Raw genomic sequence first — 18,899 nt, 5'->3', positions numbered from 1 at the left:
CAAACAGTGATTGTTGGCTTTGCCCGTTTATCGATGGCGCATGGCTTCCTAAAGTCCCTGCATCGTCCTCATTCACCGCAGAAAGAAAGCACCTTATGGCCTCACGCGACGTCGTTTTTCCACCTGGGCGCCAGGCGCTCTATGAGCGCAACCGCTATTCGCCGGCCGTCCGATCCAACGGCTTCCTGTTCGTGTCCGGGCAGGTCGGCAGCCGCGAAGACGGCTCGCCGGAACCTGAACTGGAGGCGCAGGTCCGGCGCGCCTTCGACAACCTGAACGCCATCCTGAAAGCCGCGGGCTGCACCTTCGACGACGTGGTCGACGTGACGGTCTTCATCGTCGATCCAGAATCGAACTTCGAAACGATCTGGAAGCTGGTGCCCGAGTACTGGGGCGAAGCGCCGCACCCGACGCTGACCGGGATCGGCGTGACGTGGCTCTATGGCTTCCAGTTCGAGATCAAGGTGATTGCGAAGCTGCCGGATGGGAGCATGCTGAGCTGATCCGACTCTGGGCTACTTCGCTCTGGCCTGAAATGAGGGGCTGGGCGAAGTGCGAAGGCCGGAAGGGCATTGGGCTCGGGTCGAGGACTGCCCAGGTTCTCAGGTTCACCGCGGCAAGCGTTCCGTACGCACACAAGTCATTTTACATAATGCACATTGTGTTGATTTCAGATGGACCATCCCAGCCGCATTCAACCCATCCAGCCGCTCACCACTTCCCATCCTTCGGCACCGCCTTCACCCCATTCGCCTTCGCATCCCCAGCCGCCTTGATCAGCTCCGCAGACTCAGCCCGATTGGCCTTCACTGCAAAGTCGACCGCGGTCATGCCAAGCTGGTTCTTCATCGCCGTATCCGCGCCTTCGGCCAGCAGCAGCTTCACGGCGTCGTTCGATCCGTACATCGCGGCCATCATCAGCGGCGTCGTGCCGTTGGGCGACTGGGCGTCGATGAAGGCGTGGTTCTCGAGCAGCAGCTTCATGATCGACAGCTGCCCGCTGCTGGCGGCGTAATGCAGCGGTGCCCAGCCGGTCTTGTTGACGGCGGCGTCGCGCTTGAGCAGTTGCACCACCAGGTCCTGCTGGCCCTTGATCGATGCCAGCATGAGCGGCGTTTCGTCCTTGGCGTTGGCCAGGTCGACGTTGAGTTGCGGCGACTCCATCAGCACCTGGATGACCTTTGGCGACGGTTCGCGCAGCGCGAGCATCAAGCCGGTCTGGCCGTGTTCGTCGCGCGTGTTCGGGTCGAAACCGCGGTTCAGCAGGGTGCGCACACCGCTGGCGTTGTCGCCGCGCACGGCGCGGAAAAAGTCTTCGAACGAACCGGCATGTGCTGCAAAAGATGCAGCCATGACAACAAGATATATCGACTTCTTAAAGTAATTTTTCATGATTTGACTTCCCTGAACAAAGCTTCGAAGTTGTCGCTTGTCGCCTTGGCGATGTCCTCTACGGGCATTTGTCGCAGTTCGGCGATCTGTTGTGCCACGAAGGGCACGTACGACGGGTTGTTGGTCTTGCCTCGGTACGGCACGGGCGCCAGGTAGGGGCTGTCGGTCTCGATCAGCATGCGGTCCAGCGGCACGAAGGCCGCCACGTCGCGCAGGTCCTGAGCCTTCTTGAAAGTCAGGATGCCCGAAAAGGAAATGTAGAAACCCAGGTCGAGTGCGGCGCGCGCCACCTCGGCGGTTTCGGTGAAGCAATGGAACACGCCGCCGGCCGCCCTGCCCGTGCCGTCTTCGCCCTCCTCCTTGAGGATGGCCAGCGTGTCAGCCGAGGCGTCGCGGGTGTGGATGATGAGCGGCTTGCGGGTCTGCTGTGCGGCGCGGATGTGCACGCGGAAGCGGTCGCGTTGCCACTCCATGTCGGCGATGCTGCGGCCGCCCTTGCGCTCTTCCATCTGGTAGTAGTCGAGGCCGGTTTCGCCGATGGCCACGACACGCGGGCGCGCCGACAGGCGCACCAGGTCTTCCACGGTGGGCTCGGCGATGTCCTCGTTGTCGGGGTGCACGCCCACGCTGGCCCAGAAGTTGTCGTAGCTGGCGGCCAGGGCCTGCACGTCGTCGAATTCCTCGAGCTTGGTGCAGATGCACAGCGCCCGGTCGACCTTGGCTGCGGCCATGGCGGCGCGGATCTGGGGCATCTGGTCCGCGAATTCGGGGAAGGTCAGGTGGCAGTGGGAGTCGGTGAACATCGGAAAGGATGAAGTGCGGCGCGCCTGTGGGAGATCGCGCCGTGTCCGGAGTTCCGCGTCACGGGGACGGCGGCGGAGAAAGAACTCAGATGGTCTGGGTCGGGCGGTCGGAGGCCATCGAGCCACCGAGCGCGGCTTCGATGCGCGCCTTCAGCTGGCGCGACTTCTCGTCCGAGGGAAAGCGCACGCCGACGCCCGGCGCCCGGTTGCCGGCGGCGCGGGCCGGCGTGATCCAGGCAACCTTGCCGGCGACCGGGTAACGCTGCGGGTCTTCGGGCAGCGTGAGCAGCACGTAGACGTCGTCGCCCAGCCGGTATTCGCGCGTGGTCGGAATGAAGATGCCGCCCTCGGCAAACAGCGGGATGTAGGCCGCGTAGAGCGCGCCCTTTTCCTTGATGGCGAGCTGGATGACGCTCGGCCGGGCGGGCGTGGCAGACGAAGCGGCGGCGGGAGCGACAGGTTGGTTCATGGGCGGCGAGCGGCAGAGTTTAGGGTGCTTCGCGCCTCGCTCACAAGCGCTTCGAGCATGAGGCCGGCGTTGAACGGGTGCTCGGCGGTCCGCGCGGCGGCGGCGAGCGACTTCGACCAGCGCGCCAGCGCCAGCTTGTGCGGGGCCGGCGGCAGGTCGGCCGCGTCGAAGAAACGGGGTTCGGCGCCGTGGCCCACGGCCATGAGGTCGTGGCAGAGCTTTTGCAGCGAGACGACGGCCTGGGCCGGCGCCTGGTCGGCCAGCGCGCCCACGTCGCCGCGCGACACGGCCTTGGGCAGCAACGACCACGCCTTGGGCGACTGGCCCGAGCGCGCCAGCCGCAACGCATCGCTGGGCCGTCCGCCTGCGGCACGCAGCAGTTGCGCGGCATCGGCGGCCGGCACGTCTTGCGCCACCAGCCAGGCTTCGGCCTCGGCGGTTTCGGGCCACGGCAGCGTGAAGCCCAGGCAGCGGCTGCGGATGGTCGGCAGCAGCTGCCACGCGGCCTCGCTGGCGAGCACGAAGCGCACGTCGCCGACGGGTTCCTCGAGCGTCTTGAGCAGCGCATTGGCCGTGATGGTGTTCATGCGCTCGGCCGGATACACGAGCACGACCTTGCCGCGGCCGCGCGCGCTGGTGCGCTGCGCAAAGCCGACGGCGTCGCGCATGGCTTCGACCCGGATCTCGCGGCTGGCCTTGCGCTTCTTGTCGTCGATGTCGGACTGGGCCTTTTCGTCGAGCGGCCAACCCAGTTCCTGCATCGCGACCTCGGGCATCAGCACGCACAAGTCGGCGTGGGTGCGGACCTCGATGGCGTGGCAGCTCGCGCAGTGGCCGCAGGCGGCTCCGCCCTCCTCCACCGGCTGTTCGCACAGCCAGGCGGCGGCGAGCGCCAGCGCCAGTTCGTACTGGCCGATGCCCGACGGGCCTTGCAGCAGCCAGGCATGGCCGCGCTGGCGCAGCAGTTCGGCCAAGGGCTGGCGCAGCCACGGGGTCAGCGTGTTCACCGGCTCGCTCATCGCGCGGCCCCCTGCACCGGCGACAGCACGCCACGCGCCACCAGCGCGGTGTCGATCTGTTGCCAGACTTGGTCACGCGTTTGGCTCGCGTCGATGCGCACGAAGCGCGACGCATCAGCAGCGGCGCGGGCGGCGTAGCCTTGCGCCACGCGGCGGAAGAACTCGACGGGCTGGGCCTCGAACTTGTCGGGCACGCGCGCGCCGGCCAGGCGCTGGGCGGCGATCTCGGGGGCGAGGTCGAACCACACAGTCACTTGGGGCTGCAGCAGTTGCGACGCAGGCAAACCTGCCCGGCCCGCCTGCACCCACTGTTCGAGGGTCGCCAGCACGGCGGTGTCGAAGCCGCGCCCCGCGCCTTGGTAGGCGAAGGTGGCGTCGGTGAAGCGATCGCACAGCACGACCTCGCCACGCGCCAGCGCCGGTTCGATGACCTGGGCGATGTGGTCGCAGCGCGCCGCGAACACCAGCAGCGATTCGGTCAACGGGTTCATCGGCTGTTCGAGCACCAGCCCGCGCAGCGTCTCGGCCAGCGGCGTGCCGCCGGGTTCGCGCGTGCGCACCACGGTGCGGCCCTGTGCCTTGAAGCGGGCTTCCAGCGCGTCGAGGTGGCTCGACTTGCCCGCGCCGTCGATGCCTTCCAGCGTCAGAAACAGACCGCCATTGCTGATCGAACTCATTGGGTCGCCTTGGGTTGGGAGCTGCTGCCGCCGCCTCGCTGGTAGCGGTTGACCGCGCGGTTGTGGTCGTCGAGCGAGCTGCTGAACTGGCTCGTGCCGTCGCCGCGCGAGACGAAGTACAGCGACTTGCTCTGCGCCGGCTGCACGGCCGCCAGCAGCGCGGCCTTGCCGGGCATGGCGATCGGCGTGGGCGGCAGGCCGCCGCGGGTGTAGGTGTTCCAGGGCGTGTCGGTCTGCAGGTCGCGCTTGCGCAGGTTGCCGTCGAAGGCGGTGCCCATGCCGTAGATCACGGTCGGGTCGGTCTGCAGCGGCATGCCGATGCGCAGCCGGTTGGTGAAGACGGCGGCAATCTCCGCGCGGTCGTTGGCCTTGCCTGTCTCCTTTTCGACAATGCTGGCCAAAATAAGCGCCTCATCGGCCGACTTGAGCGGCAAATCGGCCGCGCGCGCCGCCCAGGCGGCCTCGAGCTTCTTGTCCATGGCCCGCATGGCGCGCTGCAGCAGCGCGATGTCGGTCGAGCCCTTCGAGTAGGTGTAGGTGTCCGGGAAGAAGCGGCCTTCGGGGTGCAGGCCCGGCTTGCCCAGCGCGGCCATCAGCGCGTCTTCGCTCATGCCCACGCTTTCGGGCTTGAGCTGCTCGGCTTTGGCGAGCGCGGCGCGCACCTGGCGGATGTTCCAGCCTTCGACCAGCACCACGCTGCGCGTGGCTTCCTCGCCGCGCACCAGGACGTTGAGCAGCAGCTTGGGCGTGACACCGCGTTCCAGTTCGTAACTGCCGGCGCGCATCTGGCGGTCTTGCCCCGACACGCGGAACCACAGGTACAGCAGCTGCGGCTGCACGTCGACGCCGGTGTCGGCCACGGCCTGCGCGATGCCGCGCGGCGTGGTGCCGGGCTCCACCGACAGGTCGACGCTGGGCGTCGGCAACTTGAGCGGCTGGTGCACCCACCAGAGACCGGCGCCGCCGAGCGCCAGGACGGCCAGGGCCACGAGCAGGAAGAGCGTGAGGAAGAAGCTGCGCACGAATCCGAGGAAAAGACGGAGGAAGAAAAAGGGCTGGCAAGCAGATGGACACCGACCCGCGGGAACGGCCGGCCCCGTCGCTGCGACGGGGAATCCCTGCCGCCCCGAAGGAACAGGCACGGCCATGATAATTCAGCGATGACCACAGTCGTTCTCAACGGGGTGAGCACCCTGCCCCACCTCGGCGTGATCCGCGCCGAAGGCCCCGATGCCGCCAGCTTTCTGCACGGCCAGCTCACGCAGGATTTCTCGCTGCTCGGCGCCACCGAAGCCCGCCTGGCGGCGCTCTGCACGGCCAAGGGCCGCGTGATCGCCAGCTTCATCGGCATCCGGCCACAACCCGAACTCATCCTGCTGGTGTGCAGCCGCGACATCCTGGCAGCCACGCTCAAGCGCCTGTCGATGTACGTGCTGCGCGCCAAGGTCAAGCTGACCGACGCCACCGAGCAGTTCGCGCTGCACGGCGTGGCCGGCACCGCCCTGACCGCCAACGGCCTCGACGCGGCCCTGCCGCCCGGTCGCCGCACGGCCATCGGCGAAGACATCAGCGTGGTGTCGCTGTACCCGGCCGACGGCGTGCCGCGCGCGCTGTGGATCGCGCCGGCCGACCAGAAGGCGCCCGTGGGCCCGACGCTCGACGCCGCGCTGTGGCCCTGGAGCGAGGTGCGCAGCGGCATCGTCACGCTGACCACGCCGGTGATCGAGGCCTTCGTGCCGCAGATGATCAACTACGAGTCGGTGGGCGGCGTGAACTTCAAGAAGGGCTGCTACCCCGGCCAGGAAATCGTGGCCCGCAGCCAGTTCCGCGGCACGCTCAAGCGCCGCACCTACCTCGCGCAGACCGACGCCCCGCTGGCCGCGGGCCAGGAGGTGTTTGCGGCCAACGACGCCGAACAGCCCGTGGGCACCGTGGCGCAGGCCGCGCCCGCGCCCGATGGCGGCTGGTCGGCGCTCATCTCGATCCAGATTGCCGCGCTCGAGGCCGGCGGCCTGCACGCGGGGGCGCCCGGCGGGCCGGCGCTGTCGGTCGAGCCGCTGCCCTATCCGCTGCTCGAAGACATCTGATTTCCCCTGCGTCCCTGCCTTCTTTCCGGGGGCGCTTGGCGCTGTCTCACCGACAGCGCCATTTTTTTTGCGCGACGCTTAACCCCGTTCGCGAGGCCCCGCCGTAGAAGCCTGCATCGATCCACTCCTGGCAAGGAAGCCACCATGATGCAGCGCAGACTTCTCCTCACCACCGTCCTGGCCCTGACCGCGCTGTCGGCGGGGGCGGAAAGCCCGATGCGGCCGTACCCCTCCGGTGCCAGCCGCATCGGCGGGCTGATGAACATCAGCATCGTCGACCGCACGAGCGGCGCCGAGCTGCCGATCTACCGCCACCGCGGCGAGTACTGGGTGGCCGGCCGCCCCGGCGCGCGCTATGCGATCCGGGCGCGCAACGCGATGGGCGAACGCATCATGGCCGTGATGTCGGTGGACGGCGTCAACGTCGTCACCGGCGAAACCGCCGGCGTCGGCCAGAACGGCTACGTGTTCGGCCCGCGCGAGCGCAGCGACATCGCGGGCTGGCGCAAGAGCGATTCGCAGATCGCGGCCTTCGAGTTCGCCGCCGCCGGCAACTCCTACGCGAGCCGCACGGGCCGCCCCGACGACGTGGGCGTGATCGGCGTCGCGATGTTCCGCGAACGCCGGCCGGAACCGCCGCCGCCGGTCGTGACGCCCTATCCATCGCGCGACGAGTACAGCAACAGCAGCCGCGAACGGCGCAGCGAGGCGCCGCCGGCACCGTCGTCGATGGGCGATGCGCGGACCAAGGCGGCTCCGCCCGCCGGCAGCGCCGGCAATGCCGACATGGCCGCCGAGTCGTCCGCCAGCGCCATGGCCCGCCAGTCGGCGCCCAGCCCGAGCCTGGGCACGGCCCACGGACGGCGCGAGACCTCCTACGTCGGCAAGACGACCTTCGAGCGCGCCAGCTCGCAGCCCGACGAGGTGATCCGCATCCGCTACGACAGCCGCGAGAACCTGGTCGCCGCGGGCGTCATTCCGGTGCCGCAGCGCTGGCCGCGCCCGTCGGGCCCCTCGCCGTTCCCGGGTTCGGACCCCGGCTACGTGCCGGACCCGCCGGCCCGCTACTGACCGCAGGCGCTGCTGAGCTCAGCGCAGCGCGCGCCGCATCTCGATGTGCGCAATGCCGGCTTCCTCGAAAGGCTGGCCGTGCACGGCGTAGCCCAGCCGCGCATAAAAGCGCTCGGCGCTGCGCTGCGCGTTGAGCGCCACCTCGCGGTCGCCGCGCGCGCGGGCCGCGTCTTCGAGCGCCTGCACCACGGCCGCGCCGTGGCCGCCGCTGCGCAAGGTGCGGTGCACCGCCATGCGGCCGATGTGCGAGACGCCGTCCTCGGCGGGCAGCAGCCGGCCGGTGCCGATGACCTGGCCAAGCCGGTTGCGCGCCACCGCGTGCAGCACGACGGCGTCGTGCGCATCCCACTCCAGCTCCTTGGGAATGTTCTGTTCCTCGATGAACACGGCGCGGCGCAGCGCGCTCGCGCCTTCGCCGAGCGTGGCCCAGTCGCCGGTCTCGACGGTGCGCATCGGCTCGCCGGCCTCGAAGGCCGTCAGCGTCTCGCGCAGGGCCGCGGGCACCGGCTTCGAGGTCTGCGTGGCCGGGTCGGCGAACACGTAGACGAGCTCGCAGCCCACCAGGAACTCGTCCTGGCGGAACAGGCCGCCCTGGAAAATGATCGACGAGTTGCCGATGCGCGCGCACTTCATGCCCACGTCGATCACGTCGTCCATGCGGGCCGAGGCGCGGAAGTCGATGGTCGCCTTGCGCACGTACAGGTCGCCGCCCAGCGAGTGCATCGCCTCTTCGTACGGCAGTGCCATCGCGCGCCAGTAGTCGGCGATGGCGGTGTCGAAGTACATCAGGTAGTGCGCGTTGAAGACGATCTTCTGCATGTCCACTTCGGCCCAGCGCACGCGCAGGCGGTGGAAGTAGTGGAAGTCCTCGCGGCGGACCGGGGTGTTGTTGTTGTCGCTCATGGGTTCAATGCCTCTTTCAGTGCGCGGGCCGCGTCGTTCTGCGCCTGCAGCGCTTCGGGAATCGCGCGGCCCATCTTGATGAATTCGTGGATCACGCCACGGTAGATTTCCAGGTCGACCGCCACGCCCGCGGCGCGCAGCTTGTCGGCGTAGGCGATGCCTTCGTCCACCACCGGGTCGGCCTCGGCCAGGCCGATCCAGGCCGGCGCCACATCGTCGACGTCGTCGGCCAGCAAGGGCGCGAAACGCCAGTCATCGCGGTCGGCGGGCGTGTTCACGTACTGGGCGAAGAAGAAGTCGATCATGGCCTTGGTCAGCAGCGGGCCGTCCACATGGCGCCGGTGCGACTCGGTGTCCTGGTGCGCGGCCATGCCGGGGTAGATGAGCAGCTGCAGCGCCACCGGCAGGCCGGCATCGCGCGCCAGGATCGCGCACACGGCCGCCAGCGTGCCGCCCGCGCTGTCGCCGCCCACCGCCAGGCGCGTGCCGTCGAGGCCCAGGCTCGCGCCCTGCGTGGCGATGAACTGGAACGCGTCCCACGCATCGTTCGATGCGGTCGGAAACTTGTGCGCGGGCGCGAGCCGGTAGTCGACCGACACCACTGCGCAGCCGCTCTTGAGGCTGAGCACGCGGCACAGCGTGTCGTGCGTGCGGATGTTGCCGACCGTGAAGCCGCCGCCGTGAAAGTACACGAGCACCGGCAGCACCTCGGCCGACGGCGCGTACAGCCGCGCGGGAATGGCGTGGCCGTCGCGCGCGGCGATGTGGAAGTCTTCGATGCGCGCCAGTTCGGGCTTGGGCACCTCGAGCACGCCCGCGCCTTTTTCGTACGAGGCCTTGGCTTCGTCGGGCGTGAGCTGGTCGAGCGGCGGATGGCCCGCGCGCGCCATGCGCTCGACCACGCCGGCCATCTTCGGGGTGAGTGCGGGTTGCGCGAGGCGGTTCGCTGTCGTGGTCGTGCTCACTTGAAAGACACCACCACCGGTTGCATGCGCGACAGCCCCTCGTAGCTCACCACCACCGTCTGCCCGGCCTTGGGCGGCAGCAGCGGCGAGAACGAGCCCAGGCTGATCAGATCGCCCGGCTTCAGCGTGATGCCTTCCTTGGCCAGCGCGCCGGCCAGCCACACCACCGCATTGAGCGGGTGTTCGAGGATGTCGGAGCCCTTGCCGGTCGCCAGCTCCTTGCCCTGCCCGTCCTTCATGACCACGCGCATGTCGCGCAGGCTCTCGAGCATCCAGGACTGGCCGTCGGCCGTCGCCGGCACATCGACCGGCAGCCCGCGCACGCCGAGCCGCGCACCGACGTTGATGGCCGCCACGCCCGGGCCGTTGAGCTTCGAGGGCGTCTGCACCGCGAGGTCGGGCAGCTCGATGAAGGGAATGAGCTGGTCGATGTTGGCCAGCACCTCGGCCGGTGTCTTGGCCTTGTGGATGTCGGCGCTCTTCACGCGCACCAGCATGTCGGCCTCGAACAGCGGCCGCGCGCCGAAGGCCGCATCGACCACCGCGCCGGTGTCGAGCAGCATGCGCTGGTAGAGTACGCCCCACACCGGCTGGTCGTAGTTGAAGCGCTTCTGCACCGCGGGGTTGGTCAGGCCCGCCTTGTAGCCGATCACGTCACCGAGGTTGCGCGCATGCAGCACGTTGAGCTTGGCGCGCGTGCAGGCGGCGTCGGCCTCGCTGAGGTTCTCGATGTCGGCGGCGGGCGTGCGTGCCGCCTGCGCGGCGGCGAAGTCGGCCACCTGGGTGTCGCTGAGGCAGGCGGCCTGGACCGAGGCGGCCAGCAGCGCTGAGCCCAGTGCGACAGACGCAAGGGTTTTGTTGATGGGCAAGAATGTCCCCTCTTGTTAGATTCGAACGGTCAGCAATCGTACTGCCCTCGGGCGTTCCCCCTCATGGCCCTCATCCAATACCTCACCCAGATCCAGTTCGAATTCGGCGCCATCAAGCTCCTGTCGAGCGAGTGCGCGCGCATCGGCATCAATCGCCCCCTGATCGTCACCGACGCCGGTGTGCGCGCGGCCGGCGTGCTGCAGAAGGCACTCGATGCCATCGCCGATCTCGAGGTCTCGGTGTTCGACCAGACGCCCTCCAACCCGACCGAGGCCGCGGTGCGCGCCGCCGTCGAGCTCTACCGCAGCGGCCGCTGCGACGGCCTCATCGCCGTGGGCGGCGGCTCGGCCATCGACTGCGCCAAGGGCGTGGCCATCGCGGCCACGCACGACGGCCCGCTCAAGACCTACGCCACCATCGAAGGCGGCTCGCCCAAGATCACCGAGCGCGCGGTGCCGCTCATTGCCGTGCCCACCACCAGCGGCACCGGCAGCGAGGTGGCGCGCGGGGCCATTGTCATCGTCGACGACCACCGCAAGCTGGGCTTCCACAGCTGGTTCCTGATGCCCAAGGCCGCCATCTGCGACCCCGAGCTCACGCTCGGCCTGCCGCCCCGGCTCACGGCCGCCACCGGCATGGACGCCATCGCGCACTGCATGGAAACCTTCATGTCGGCCGCCTTCAACCCGCCGGCCGACGGCATCGGCCTCGACGGCCTGGAGCGCGCCTGGGGTCACATCGAGCGCGCGACGAAAGACGGCAGCGACCGCGAGGCGCGCCTGAACCTCATGAGCGCGTCGATGCAGGGCGCCATGGCCTTCCAGAAGGGCCTGGGCTGCGTGCACTCGCTGAGCCACAGCCTGGGCGGCGTCGATCCGCGCCTGCACCACGGCACGCTCAACGCCCTCTTCCTGCCGGCGGTGATCCACTTCAACTCGGGCGCCGAGTCGGTGCAGAAGGAACAGCGCCTGCAGCGCATGGCGCAAGCCATGCACCTGGACTCGGCCGGCGACCTCGGCCACGCGATCCGCGACATGAACGCGCGCCTGGGCCTGCCCAAGGGCCTGGCCGAAGTGGGCGTGACGCCCGCGATGTTCGAACAGATCATCGACGGCGCCATGGCCGACCACTGCCACAAGACCAACCCGCGGCTGGCCACGCGCGACGACTACAAGGCGATGCTCGAAGCGTCGATGTAAAACCTTTGCGTCACTCCTGCTGCGCAGGCGTGCATTCGCTTTCACAAAAGGCCGTTTCGACGGCCTTTTGCATGGGCGCGTCATGGATGTGACACGCGGCGTTTTCATACTGGCCTGGCCCCATCTGCAGAGGCTTCGCATCCGTGAAAGCCCGAGGGGTCAGGGAAGTGTCGAATGCCGCGTACCGTCCAAGTCCATACCGTCCTGAGCGCCGAGCAGCTCAAGTTCCGCGCGATGCGGGGGCACGAAGGACTCTCGCAACTCTTCGAGTTCGAGGTCGACATGGTCAGCACCAGCTTCAACCTCGACCTGAAGCGCCTGCTCGGCACCTCGCTCACGCTGGCCATTGCCGACGACGGCACGCCGCGCTACCTCAACGGCACCGTGGTGCGCTTCGAGCTGGTGGGGCGCGCCAACGAAACCGGCCGCCACTACATCTACCGAGCGCTCGTGCAGCCCTGGCTGTGGTACCTCACGCGCACCACCGACTGCCGCATCTTCCAGAACCAGAGCGTGCCCGAGGTGCTCGACGCGGTGCTGGGCAAGTACGGCTTCCAGTTCGAGAAGCGCCTCACCGGCAGCTACCGCCCCTGGGAGTACTGCGTGCAGTACCAGGAGAGCGACTTCGCCTTCGTGAGCCGCCTCATGGAGCACGAAGGCATCGCGTACCACTTCGAGCACAGCAACGGCTCGCACCTGCTGGTGCTGGCCGACGATGCGGGCGGCTACGCCAAGCTGCCGGGCCACGCCCGCATTCCCTACCGCCCGCGCGACCGCGTGGTGAATGCGCTGGAGCCCTGCATCGACCGCTGGCGCGTGGCCGAGCAGATCACCTCGGGCCGCGTGATGCTCGACGACTTCGACTTCAGGAAGTCGCGCGCCTCGCTGCAGAGCGTGCAGCAGGACCCCAAGGGCCACGACCACGCGACCTACGAAGTCTATGAATGGCTCGGCGGCTACAGCGAGCACCAGCAAGGCGACGCCTACGCGAAGATCCGCCTGCAGGAGCTGCAATGCGCGCACGAGCTGGCCTCGGGCCACACCAACGTGGTGGGCATGGCGCCGGGCCACCTGTTCGAGATGACGCACTGCCCGCGCGAGGCCGACAACCGCGAGTACCTCGTCACCGGAACGCGCTACGACCTGCGCGAGCCCGAATACTCGACCGGCGGCAGCAGCGAATCGGTGTGCGAGTTCGACTTCACCGTGCTGCCCTCGGCCGTGCCCTACCGCCCTGCGCGCACCACGCCGCGCCCGCGCACCAACGGCCCGCAGACCGCCACCGTGGTCGGCCCCGAAGAGATCTGGACCGACCGCTTCGGCCGCGTGAAGCTGCAGTTCCGCTGGGACCGCTACGGCCAGTCGGACGAGAACAGCTCGTGCTGGGTGCGCGTGTCGAGCAACTGGGCCGGCGCCAACTACGGCACCATGCACATGCCGCGCGTGGGCCAGGAAGTGATCGTCGATTTCATCGGCGGCCAGCCCGACCGCCCCATCATCACCGGCCGCGTCTACAACAGCGACCAGATGCCGCCGTGGGAGCTGCCCGCCAACGCCACGGCCAGCGGCATCCTCACGCGCTCCAGCACTGGCGGCGCGGCCAACCAGGCCAACATGCTGCGCTTCGAGGACCGCACGGGTGCCGAGCAGATCCTGCTGCACGCCGAGCGCAACCTCGACGTCGAAGTGGAAGCCGACGAGACCCACACCACCGACGGCACCCGCACCACCCTCATCAAGGGCCACGAGTCGGCCACCTACCAGGACGGCGAGACGCGCGACATCACCGCCGGCGCGACGGAAACCATCACCGGCGGCGACACGCGCGACGTGACGGGCGGCTTCAGCGAAACCGTGAGCGGCGGCGTGACGCAGCGCATCACAGGCGGCAAGACGCGCACGCTCAGCGGCGGGCTCAACGACACCATCTCCGGCGGCGTGACGCTCGCCATCAGCGGCGGCTTCCACGGCACCATCGACGGACAGGAAATCCGCTTCGTGAGCGCGGGCCGCAACGACACCATCAACACGTCGAACACCGTGCATGTGAACGGTCCGTCGAACACCACGGTGACCGGCCCCACGGTCCACACCTCGCCGGACGTGACCTTCAACACCACGAACCACATCCACAACACGACGCAGCACGTGATCAACACCAACGTCTACAACACGACGTCCAAGGTCTACAAGAACATCACGAACGACTACACGAACAACTCGAAGACCTACATCAACAACTACGCCAAGAGCAACGACTGGCGCTGGTACCGCGCGGGCGGCGTGGGGGCGCGTTTCTCGGCGGTCGGGCTGGCGCTCGACCTGTGGGGCCTGCGCCAGCAGAACTACATCCTCAACTCGCAGTTCTCGGGCATCCGGCTCGACGTGGCGGTGTTCCGCTCGCAGAACTCGGCGACCGAGATCGAGGGGAAGATGCTCAAGGTCGCGAACATCGGCATGAAGATCGCCAGCGGCGGCCTGGCCTTTGCCGCCAAGGCGATGACCGTCAAGGTCTGAGCCGCCGACCGATCGATGGCCGTCTGGGAGCAAGTCCTCTGGAGTGTCTTCGCCGTGATGATGGGCGGGGCGCTGCTGGCCGGCGTCGCGGTGGTCGTCACGGCCACACGCGAGCAGCGCAGGTACACGCAGGAGCGGCGCATCGGCGAACGCCTGGGCCTTGCCGGCGTGGCCACGCACGGCGTGGTGGCGCAGGTGCGGCGCTCCGAACACCAGCTCACCAGCCCGGGCAGCCATGGCCAGTGCATGGTGGCGCTCGAATTCACGCTGCAGATGCCGCCGTCGTCCCCGGTGCCGAGCGTGGTGCTGCGCACGCTGGTCGACGAGCTGCTGCTGCCCCGCCTCGCGGTGCCGGGCGCGACCCTGCATCTGGTCCAGGACCCGGCGCACCCCGACGTGGTGGCGGTCGACCGGCAGCGCACGCCGCTCGAAGTGGCACCCGCACGGAGCTGATTCCCATTGAAAACCGTCAAGCCGCTGCGGCTGAGCGTCATCACACGCCCCTTCCTGCGGGGCCGCCAGCAACGCCTGGGCGTCACGCTGATGGGCATGGTGTCGATGGACGCCGCGCCCGTGCTGCTGCCCGAGCCGGAGTTCTGGAAGATCGCTGCCGAAGAGCTCGGCCCCACGGGTGCCATCGACCTGGGCATTCCCAAACCCCACGCCGAGTTCCTGGCCACCGGCCACGCTTACACGCACCATCAGGACGACAAGAGCGCCTGCGCCGTCGCGATGCGCGTGGGCGAGCTTTCGCGCCAGCTGCTGGTGTTCGGCGACCGTTTCTGGCTCGACGGCCGCGCCACCGCGCCGCAGCCCTTCGAATCGATGCGGTTCGACGCCACGCGCGCCTACGGCGGCCCCGGTTTTGCCGAGAACCCGCAGGGCATCGGCCACGCGCTCGAGACCGTCAACGGCCTGCAGGTGCAGCGCCTGCCGAACATCGAAGACCCGCAGCAGCGTATCGACCGGCCCGAGCGCGAGACCGAGCCGGCCGGCTTCGGCCCGATCGAGCTGACCCGGCCCAGCCGCATGCGCCTGATCGGCCGTCAGTACGACGGCCACTGGCGCGAGCACCTGTTCCCCGGCTTTTCGGAGGACATGGACTGGCGCTTCTTCAACGCCGCGCCGCCGCAGCAGCGCTGGCCCGCGCGCGACCACATCCCCGGCGGCACGCCCTACGAGATCTGGCACATGCACCCCACGCAGCCGGTGCAGCGCGGGCGCCTGCCCGACTGGCGTGCGCGCGCCTTCATTGCGCGTCGAAGCGGTCGCGGTCGCGAGCCCGAGCAGTTCGACGAGGTGCCCATGCGCCTCACCACGGCCTGGTTCTTTCCGCACCGCGGACAGGTGGCGCTGATCCACCACGGCGAGATCGACATCGTGGAAGACGACGCCGACGACGTGACCCATGTGATGCCGGCCATCGAAGCCGCGGGCGATGCACCGCGCCCGCTGGCGCACTACTTCGCCCTCCTCCAGCGCCGCTGCGATCCCGAGACCGGCGCACTGCATGCCGCCCGCGACGACGAGCTGCTGCCCGCGCAGGCCATCGGCCCGTGGCTCGACACGCTGGACGACGGCGAGGAATCCGCACGGGTGCGCAACATGCGCGAGCGTGGTGACCGACTGCGCGCGGACCTGATGCAGCAGGCGCGCGAGGCCGGCCACGATCCGCGCCTGCTGCGCGAACGGCCGCTGCCCGAGCCTTTTCGCAAGGCACCGACGCTCGCCGAGCTGCCCGAGTTCGTCGAGCGCACGCGGCGCTTCACGCAGGACCAGCGCCAGGCGCTCGAAGACGGCCGACGCGAACTCGAACGCGCGGGTCAGCGTAATGCGGCCGAGTCGCGCCAGGTCGGTTTCGATTCCGCGGAGTTGGTCTCGAACATCGACCGCACCACGACCAAAGGCCCACCCGCCTTCGATGCGCAGACCGTGCTGCAGGGCATGTTCGGCATCGCCGCCGCGACGGGCACGTCCGCACTGCCGCCCGCGCAGCAGCAGGCCTTCGCGGAGGTGGTCGAGAAAGGCCAGCGTGGGCTGATCGACATGTACCGCATGGGCGCACAGCACCAGTCACCGGCCGACGTGCTCGAAGGCGAACGCGCCGCCGAGGCGCGCCAGCGCGTGCAGGACGCGATGGCCACCACGCGCGACCTCTCGGAGATGGACCTCACGGGCGCCGACCTGTCAGGCATGGACCTGCGCGGCGCGCGCCTGCACCGCACCTTGCTCGAACACGCGAACCTCGAAGGCGCCCGGCTCGATGGCGCGGATGCCACCGAGGCCGTGCTCGTGCGTGCGCGCCTCACGCGGGCCTCGCTCGCGGGCTGCGTGCTGCACCGCGCGAACCTCAGCCTGGCGCACTGCGTCCACACCGTGCTCACCGGCGCGCAGCTGCACCACACCACGCTCGAGCAGACGCACTTCGACCATTGCGACTTCTCGCAAGCCTCGCTGGAGCACCTGACCGTGCTCGGCCTGCAGGTCGAACACTGCCGCTTCGATGCCGCGCGCCTTTCCTACGTGACCTTCCTCGAACAGACCCGCCTGCAGGACTGCAGCTTTCGCAACGCCGTGCTCCACAAGGTCGGCCTGATCTCGTGCATCGCGGAGCGGCTCGACTTCAGCGCGGCCAGGCTCGAAGCCTGCGCCTGGGCCCACACGCCGGGCGACACCGGCATCGTCTTTCGCGGCGCCACCCTGCACACCACCTGCTTCGTCGGCACCAGCAGCCTGCGCACCATGGACTTCGAAGACGCGACGCTGGTGCAATGCGGCCTGCGTGAGATGCCACTGGACGGCGCGCGTTTCGTGCGTGCCACGCTCGACACCTGCGACCTGTCGGCCTGCAGCCTCACGGGGGCGGACCTCAGCGGTTGCGATGCGCCCGAAAGCCTCTTCATCCGCGCCGACTTCACGCAGGCCTCGCTGCGCGGCGCCAATCTCATGCATGCCAGCCTGCAGAAAGCCCGCCTGGTGCGCACCGACCTGCGCGAGGCCAACCTGTTCCGCGCCGACGTCTCGCAGACGCTGATCGACAGCGTGACCGACACGCACGGCGCGCACCTCGAACAGGCCAAGACCCTTCCGCGCCGCGCCGCGGAACCGGCCCGATGACGCCGGCCGAGCTGGCAGCGAAGATCCGCGGCGGCGACCACCTCCAGGACCAGGACTTCCAGGGCATGGACTTCGACGGCATGGACCTGCGCGGCGGCAGCTTCGGCGCCTGCGATTTCCGCCGCGCGAACCTGCGCGGCGCGCGGCTGGGCGAATCGGTGTTCGACAGCTGCCGCTTCGACGACGCGGTGCTCGACACCGCCGACCTGCAACACGCCGCCTTCCACCGCTGCGCCCTGCCCCGCGCGCGCCTGCAATCTGCGGTGATGGGCCACGCGGTCTTCTCCGAGGCCGACCTGAGCGGCGTCGACATGACCGGGGCGCAGGCGGGCCAGGCCACCTTTCACCAGAGCACGCTCGACGGCGCGGGCTTCGAGCGCGCGGACCTCACGAAGGCGGTGTTCGGCGAATGCCGCCTCGACGGCACGCGCTTCGACGACACGGCGCTGAACACCACCGTCTTCTACCGCGCGGCGCTGTGCGGCACGCGCTTCAAAGGTGCGAGCTTCCACAACGTGATCTTCGGCGAGGCCGACCTCGCGGGGCAGGACTTCTCGGCGCAGTCGTTTCATCTGTGCCAGTTCATCGACGCCGACCTCACGGGTTGCAACTTCGCCGGCGCGCGCCTGAGCCAGTGCAACTTCAAAGGCGCGAAGCTCGGAGGCGCGGTGCTGTCGGGCGTGCAGGCGCCGCAGTGCCTGTTTCCCGAAGCCGACCTGCGCCGGGTGGATGCGCGCGGCGGGCACTTCGACCAGAGCCTGTGGGTGAGTGCCCGGCTCGACGACGCCGACCTGTCGGACGCGCGGCTCGAACAGTGCGTGTTCCACCGCGCGAGCTGCCGCCGCACCGCGTTCGCCCGCAGCCACCTCGTGTACGCGGATTTCTCCTACGCCGACCTCGCCGATGCCGACCTGCGCGGCGCGACCTTCCACCGCACCCAGATGCACCGCGTGATCGAGACCGGCGTGCGCTGGAGCGACCGCCTCGGCGTGCTCGACAGCGACCCGGCGCTGTTCGAGGCCGAGCGCTTTTCCGCCGCCCGTGCGAGCCGCCCGCAACGCGCCGGCCGCGACACCTTCGGCCGGCCGCTGCCGCCCGATCCACAGGACACCCCGCCATGAATCACCGAGTCCTTCGCGAACCTGTTTCGCCGCCATCGGAGACGCCCGAGACCGAGATGCACGCACTGCTGCGCAAGCCGCTGCCTGCGCAAGCCGCACCCGTCTGGACCGGCAGCGCGCTCGGCATCGTCGCGCAATCGCTGCCCGACGGCCGCTTCGTCGTCGAGCCGCAGCCGAGCGGCGCGCCCTGGCATTGCCCGCGCGCCGCGAGCTGCCTGTTGCAGCCCGCCGTGGGCGATGTCGTGCTCGTGGCCGGGCCGCAGCGCGAGCAGCTGTTCCTGATCGCCGTCGTCACGCAGGCCGACCCGAGCCAGTCGCAGCTCGTGGCCGACGGCGACCTCACGATCCGCTCGCGCCGCGGCGGCATCGCGCTGCAGGCGTCGTCTTTCGCGCTTCAGGCCGACAAAGCGACCGTCGACATCACCGACATGGCCTACCGCGGCGCCGAGGTGCGCGTGACCACGCTGGTCGCCCGCTTCGTGGGCCGCACGCTCGAGACCGTGCTCGACCGCCTGAGCCTGCTCACGCGCTCGAGCTTTCGCCTCACCGAAGAGGTCGAGCAGGTGCGTGCGGGCCAGATCGACATGCAGGCCTCGCAAAGCCTGCGGCTGCACGCCAAGAACACCTTCGTCACCAGCCAGGCGCTGGTGAAGGTCGACGCCGAACAGATCCACATGGGTTGATACCGA

Annotated in this window: 18 protein-coding genes; 9 read left to right on the top strand and 9 right to left on the bottom strand. The window is 69.1% G+C overall.

The genetic code is table 11. The features are described 5' to 3' along the window. The first annotated feature begins 95 nt into the window (after positions 1–95). Positions 96–503, top strand: a complete 408-nt coding sequence (locus AC1RAD_RS13445; RefSeq protein WP_492726684.1) for a RidA family protein — start codon at positions 96–98, stop codon at positions 501–503. A gap of 208 nt (positions 504–711) precedes the next feature. Here AC1RAD_RS13445 and AC1RAD_RS13440 read toward each other — a convergent pair whose 3' ends face one another. The 6 genes from AC1RAD_RS13440 to mltG all read right to left on the bottom strand — a co-directional run bounded on the left by AC1RAD_RS13440 (position 712) and on the right by mltG (position 5,382). Then, positions 712–1,392 (bottom strand): ankyrin repeat domain-containing protein, encoded by a 681-nt coding sequence (locus tag AC1RAD_RS13440; RefSeq protein ID WP_095745272.1) that lies wholly within the window; start codon positions 1,390–1,392, stop codon positions 712–714. Further along, a complete protein-coding gene (locus AC1RAD_RS13435) occupies positions 1,389–2,195 on the bottom strand; it encodes a TatD family hydrolase (RefSeq protein WP_492735310.1) in 807 nt (268 codons plus the stop codon). The genes AC1RAD_RS13440 and AC1RAD_RS13435 overlap by 4 nt, the downstream gene beginning before the upstream one ends. 85 nt (positions 2,196–2,280) lie before the next feature. Continuing rightward, the gene (locus AC1RAD_RS13430; RefSeq protein WP_062472893.1) at positions 2,281–2,664 is read right to left on the bottom strand and encodes a PilZ domain-containing protein; all 384 of its coding nucleotides are present in this window, start codon (positions 2,662–2,664) and stop codon (positions 2,281–2,283) included. Then, positions 2,661–3,683: a DNA polymerase III delta subunit-related protein gene (locus AC1RAD_RS13425; RefSeq protein ID WP_095947640.1), complete on the bottom strand. Its 1,023-nt coding sequence runs from the start codon at positions 3,681–3,683 to the stop codon at positions 2,661–2,663. The genes AC1RAD_RS13430 and AC1RAD_RS13425 overlap by 4 nt, the downstream gene beginning before the upstream one ends. Further along, positions 3,680–4,351, bottom strand: a complete 672-nt coding sequence (tmk, locus tag AC1RAD_RS13420; protein ID WP_492736200.1) for a dTMP kinase — start codon at positions 4,349–4,351, stop codon at positions 3,680–3,682. The genes AC1RAD_RS13425 and tmk overlap by 4 nt, the downstream gene beginning before the upstream one ends. A gap of 5 nt (positions 4,352–4,356) precedes the next feature. Beyond that, positions 4,357–5,382, bottom strand: a complete 1,026-nt coding sequence (mltG, locus tag AC1RAD_RS13415) for an endolytic transglycosylase MltG (RefSeq protein WP_062472898.1) — start codon at positions 5,380–5,382, stop codon at positions 4,357–4,359. A 138-nt stretch (positions 5,383–5,520) separates the two neighbouring features. Between mltG and ygfZ the strand changes: the two genes are divergently transcribed. Together ygfZ and AC1RAD_RS13405 are read left to right on the top strand one after the other, a co-directional pair. Further along, positions 5,521–6,447, top strand: coding sequence for a CAF17-like 4Fe-4S cluster assembly/insertion protein YgfZ (ygfZ, locus tag AC1RAD_RS13410; RefSeq protein WP_070060618.1), 927 nt, complete (start codon positions 5,521–5,523; stop codon positions 6,445–6,447). Between the two features lie 147 nt (positions 6,448–6,594). Beyond that, a complete protein-coding gene (locus AC1RAD_RS13405) occupies positions 6,595–7,518 on the top strand; it encodes a hypothetical protein (protein ID WP_492736198.1) in 924 nt (307 codons plus the stop codon). An 18-nt stretch (positions 7,519–7,536) separates the two neighbouring features. Here AC1RAD_RS13405 and AC1RAD_RS13400 read toward each other — a convergent pair whose 3' ends face one another. From AC1RAD_RS13400 to AC1RAD_RS13390, 3 genes are read right to left on the bottom strand one after another with little or no spacing between them, the layout of a single operon-like run. Next, positions 7,537–8,421 carry a YbgC/FadM family acyl-CoA thioesterase gene (locus AC1RAD_RS13400; protein WP_369647067.1) on the bottom strand — a complete coding sequence of 295 codons (885 nt, stop codon included), beginning with the start codon at positions 8,419–8,421 and terminating at the stop codon, positions 7,537–7,539. After that, positions 8,418–9,332, bottom strand: coding sequence for an alpha/beta hydrolase (locus AC1RAD_RS13395; protein ID WP_159278324.1), 915 nt, complete (start codon positions 9,330–9,332; stop codon positions 8,418–8,420). Before AC1RAD_RS13395 ends, AC1RAD_RS13400 begins: the two co-directional genes overlap by 4 nt. A gap of 50 nt (positions 9,333–9,382) precedes the next feature. Continuing rightward, entirely contained in the window at positions 9,383–10,255 is an 873-nt protein-coding gene (locus AC1RAD_RS13390; protein ID WP_492735308.1) for a 2-keto-4-pentenoate hydratase, read from the bottom strand. 63 nt (positions 10,256–10,318) lie between these two features. On the opposite strand from AC1RAD_RS13390, the gene gbd reads away from it, so the two are divergent. From gbd to AC1RAD_RS13360, 6 genes are all read left to right on the top strand, one after another. After that, positions 10,319–11,455 carry a 4-hydroxybutyrate dehydrogenase gene (gbd, locus tag AC1RAD_RS13385; RefSeq protein ID WP_095947634.1) on the top strand — a complete coding sequence of 379 codons (1,137 nt, stop codon included), beginning with the start codon at positions 10,319–10,321 and terminating at the stop codon, positions 11,453–11,455. A gap of 174 nt (positions 11,456–11,629) precedes the next feature. Next, the gene (locus tag AC1RAD_RS13380; protein WP_492735306.1) at positions 11,630–13,972 is read left to right on the top strand and encodes a type VI secretion system Vgr family protein; all 2,343 of its coding nucleotides are present in this window, start codon (positions 11,630–11,632) and stop codon (positions 13,970–13,972) included. 15 nt (positions 13,973–13,987) lie between these two features. Continuing rightward, positions 13,988–14,425 (top strand): hypothetical protein, encoded by a 438-nt coding sequence (locus tag AC1RAD_RS13375; protein ID WP_307693638.1) that lies wholly within the window; start codon positions 13,988–13,990, stop codon positions 14,423–14,425. A 6-nt stretch (positions 14,426–14,431) separates the two neighbouring features. Further along, on the top strand, positions 14,432–17,089 hold the full coding sequence (locus AC1RAD_RS13370; protein ID WP_492735304.1) for a DUF2169 family type VI secretion system accessory protein: 2,658 nt from the start codon (positions 14,432–14,434) through the stop codon (positions 17,087–17,089). Continuing rightward, positions 17,086–18,210, top strand: a complete 1,125-nt coding sequence (locus tag AC1RAD_RS13365; protein ID WP_492735302.1) for a pentapeptide repeat-containing protein — start codon at positions 17,086–17,088, stop codon at positions 18,208–18,210. The genes AC1RAD_RS13370 and AC1RAD_RS13365 overlap by 4 nt, the downstream gene beginning before the upstream one ends. Continuing rightward, positions 18,207–18,893 (top strand): DUF3540 domain-containing protein, encoded by a 687-nt coding sequence (locus tag AC1RAD_RS13360; RefSeq protein WP_492735300.1) that lies wholly within the window; start codon positions 18,207–18,209, stop codon positions 18,891–18,893. The genes AC1RAD_RS13365 and AC1RAD_RS13360 overlap by 4 nt, the downstream gene beginning before the upstream one ends. Positions 18,894–18,899: the final 6 nt, after the last annotated feature.

The sequence above is a fragment of the Variovorax sp. GW823-FHT04B03 genome (assembly GCF_058796495.1).
Note: the sequence above shows the minus strand (reverse complement) of the source record. Positions and strands in the feature narration are given on the sequence as shown.

Coding starts and splice junctions, on each gene's coding strand:
- AC1RAD_RS13445 (WP_492726684.1), top strand. CDS start 96: ATGGCCTCACGCGACGTCGTTTTTCCACCTGGGCGCCAGGCGCTCTAT.
- AC1RAD_RS13375 (WP_307693638.1), top strand. CDS start 13,988: ATGGCCGTCTGGGAGCAAGTCCTCTGGAGTGTCTTCGCCGTGATGATG.
- AC1RAD_RS13380 (WP_492735306.1), top strand. CDS start 11,630: ATGCCGCGTACCGTCCAAGTCCATACCGTCCTGAGCGCCGAGCAGCTC.
- AC1RAD_RS13440 (WP_095745272.1), bottom strand. CDS start 1,392: ATGAAAAATTACTTTAAGAAGTCGATATATCTTGTTGTCATGGCTGCA.
- ygfZ (WP_070060618.1), top strand. CDS start 5,521: ATGACCACAGTCGTTCTCAACGGGGTGAGCACCCTGCCCCACCTCGGC.
- AC1RAD_RS13435 (WP_492735310.1), bottom strand. CDS start 2,195: ATGTTCACCGACTCCCACTGCCACCTGACCTTCCCCGAATTCGCGGAC.
- AC1RAD_RS13365 (WP_492735302.1), top strand. CDS start 17,086: ATGACGCCGGCCGAGCTGGCAGCGAAGATCCGCGGCGGCGACCACCTC.
- gbd (WP_095947634.1), top strand. CDS start 10,319: ATGGCCCTCATCCAATACCTCACCCAGATCCAGTTCGAATTCGGCGCC.
- AC1RAD_RS13360 (WP_492735300.1), top strand. CDS start 18,207: ATGAATCACCGAGTCCTTCGCGAACCTGTTTCGCCGCCATCGGAGACG.
- AC1RAD_RS13405 (WP_492736198.1), top strand. CDS start 6,595: ATGCAGCGCAGACTTCTCCTCACCACCGTCCTGGCCCTGACCGCGCTG.
- AC1RAD_RS13425 (WP_095947640.1), bottom strand. CDS start 3,683: ATGAGCGAGCCGGTGAACACGCTGACCCCGTGGCTGCGCCAGCCCTTG.
- AC1RAD_RS13395 (WP_159278324.1), bottom strand. CDS start 9,332: ATGGCCGGCGTGGTCGAGCGCATGGCGCGCGCGGGCCATCCGCCGCTC.
- AC1RAD_RS13400 (WP_369647067.1), bottom strand. CDS start 8,421: ATGAGCGACAACAACAACACCCCGGTCCGCCGCGAGGACTTCCACTAC.
- AC1RAD_RS13430 (WP_062472893.1), bottom strand. CDS start 2,664: ATGAACCAACCTGTCGCTCCCGCCGCCGCTTCGTCTGCCACGCCCGCC.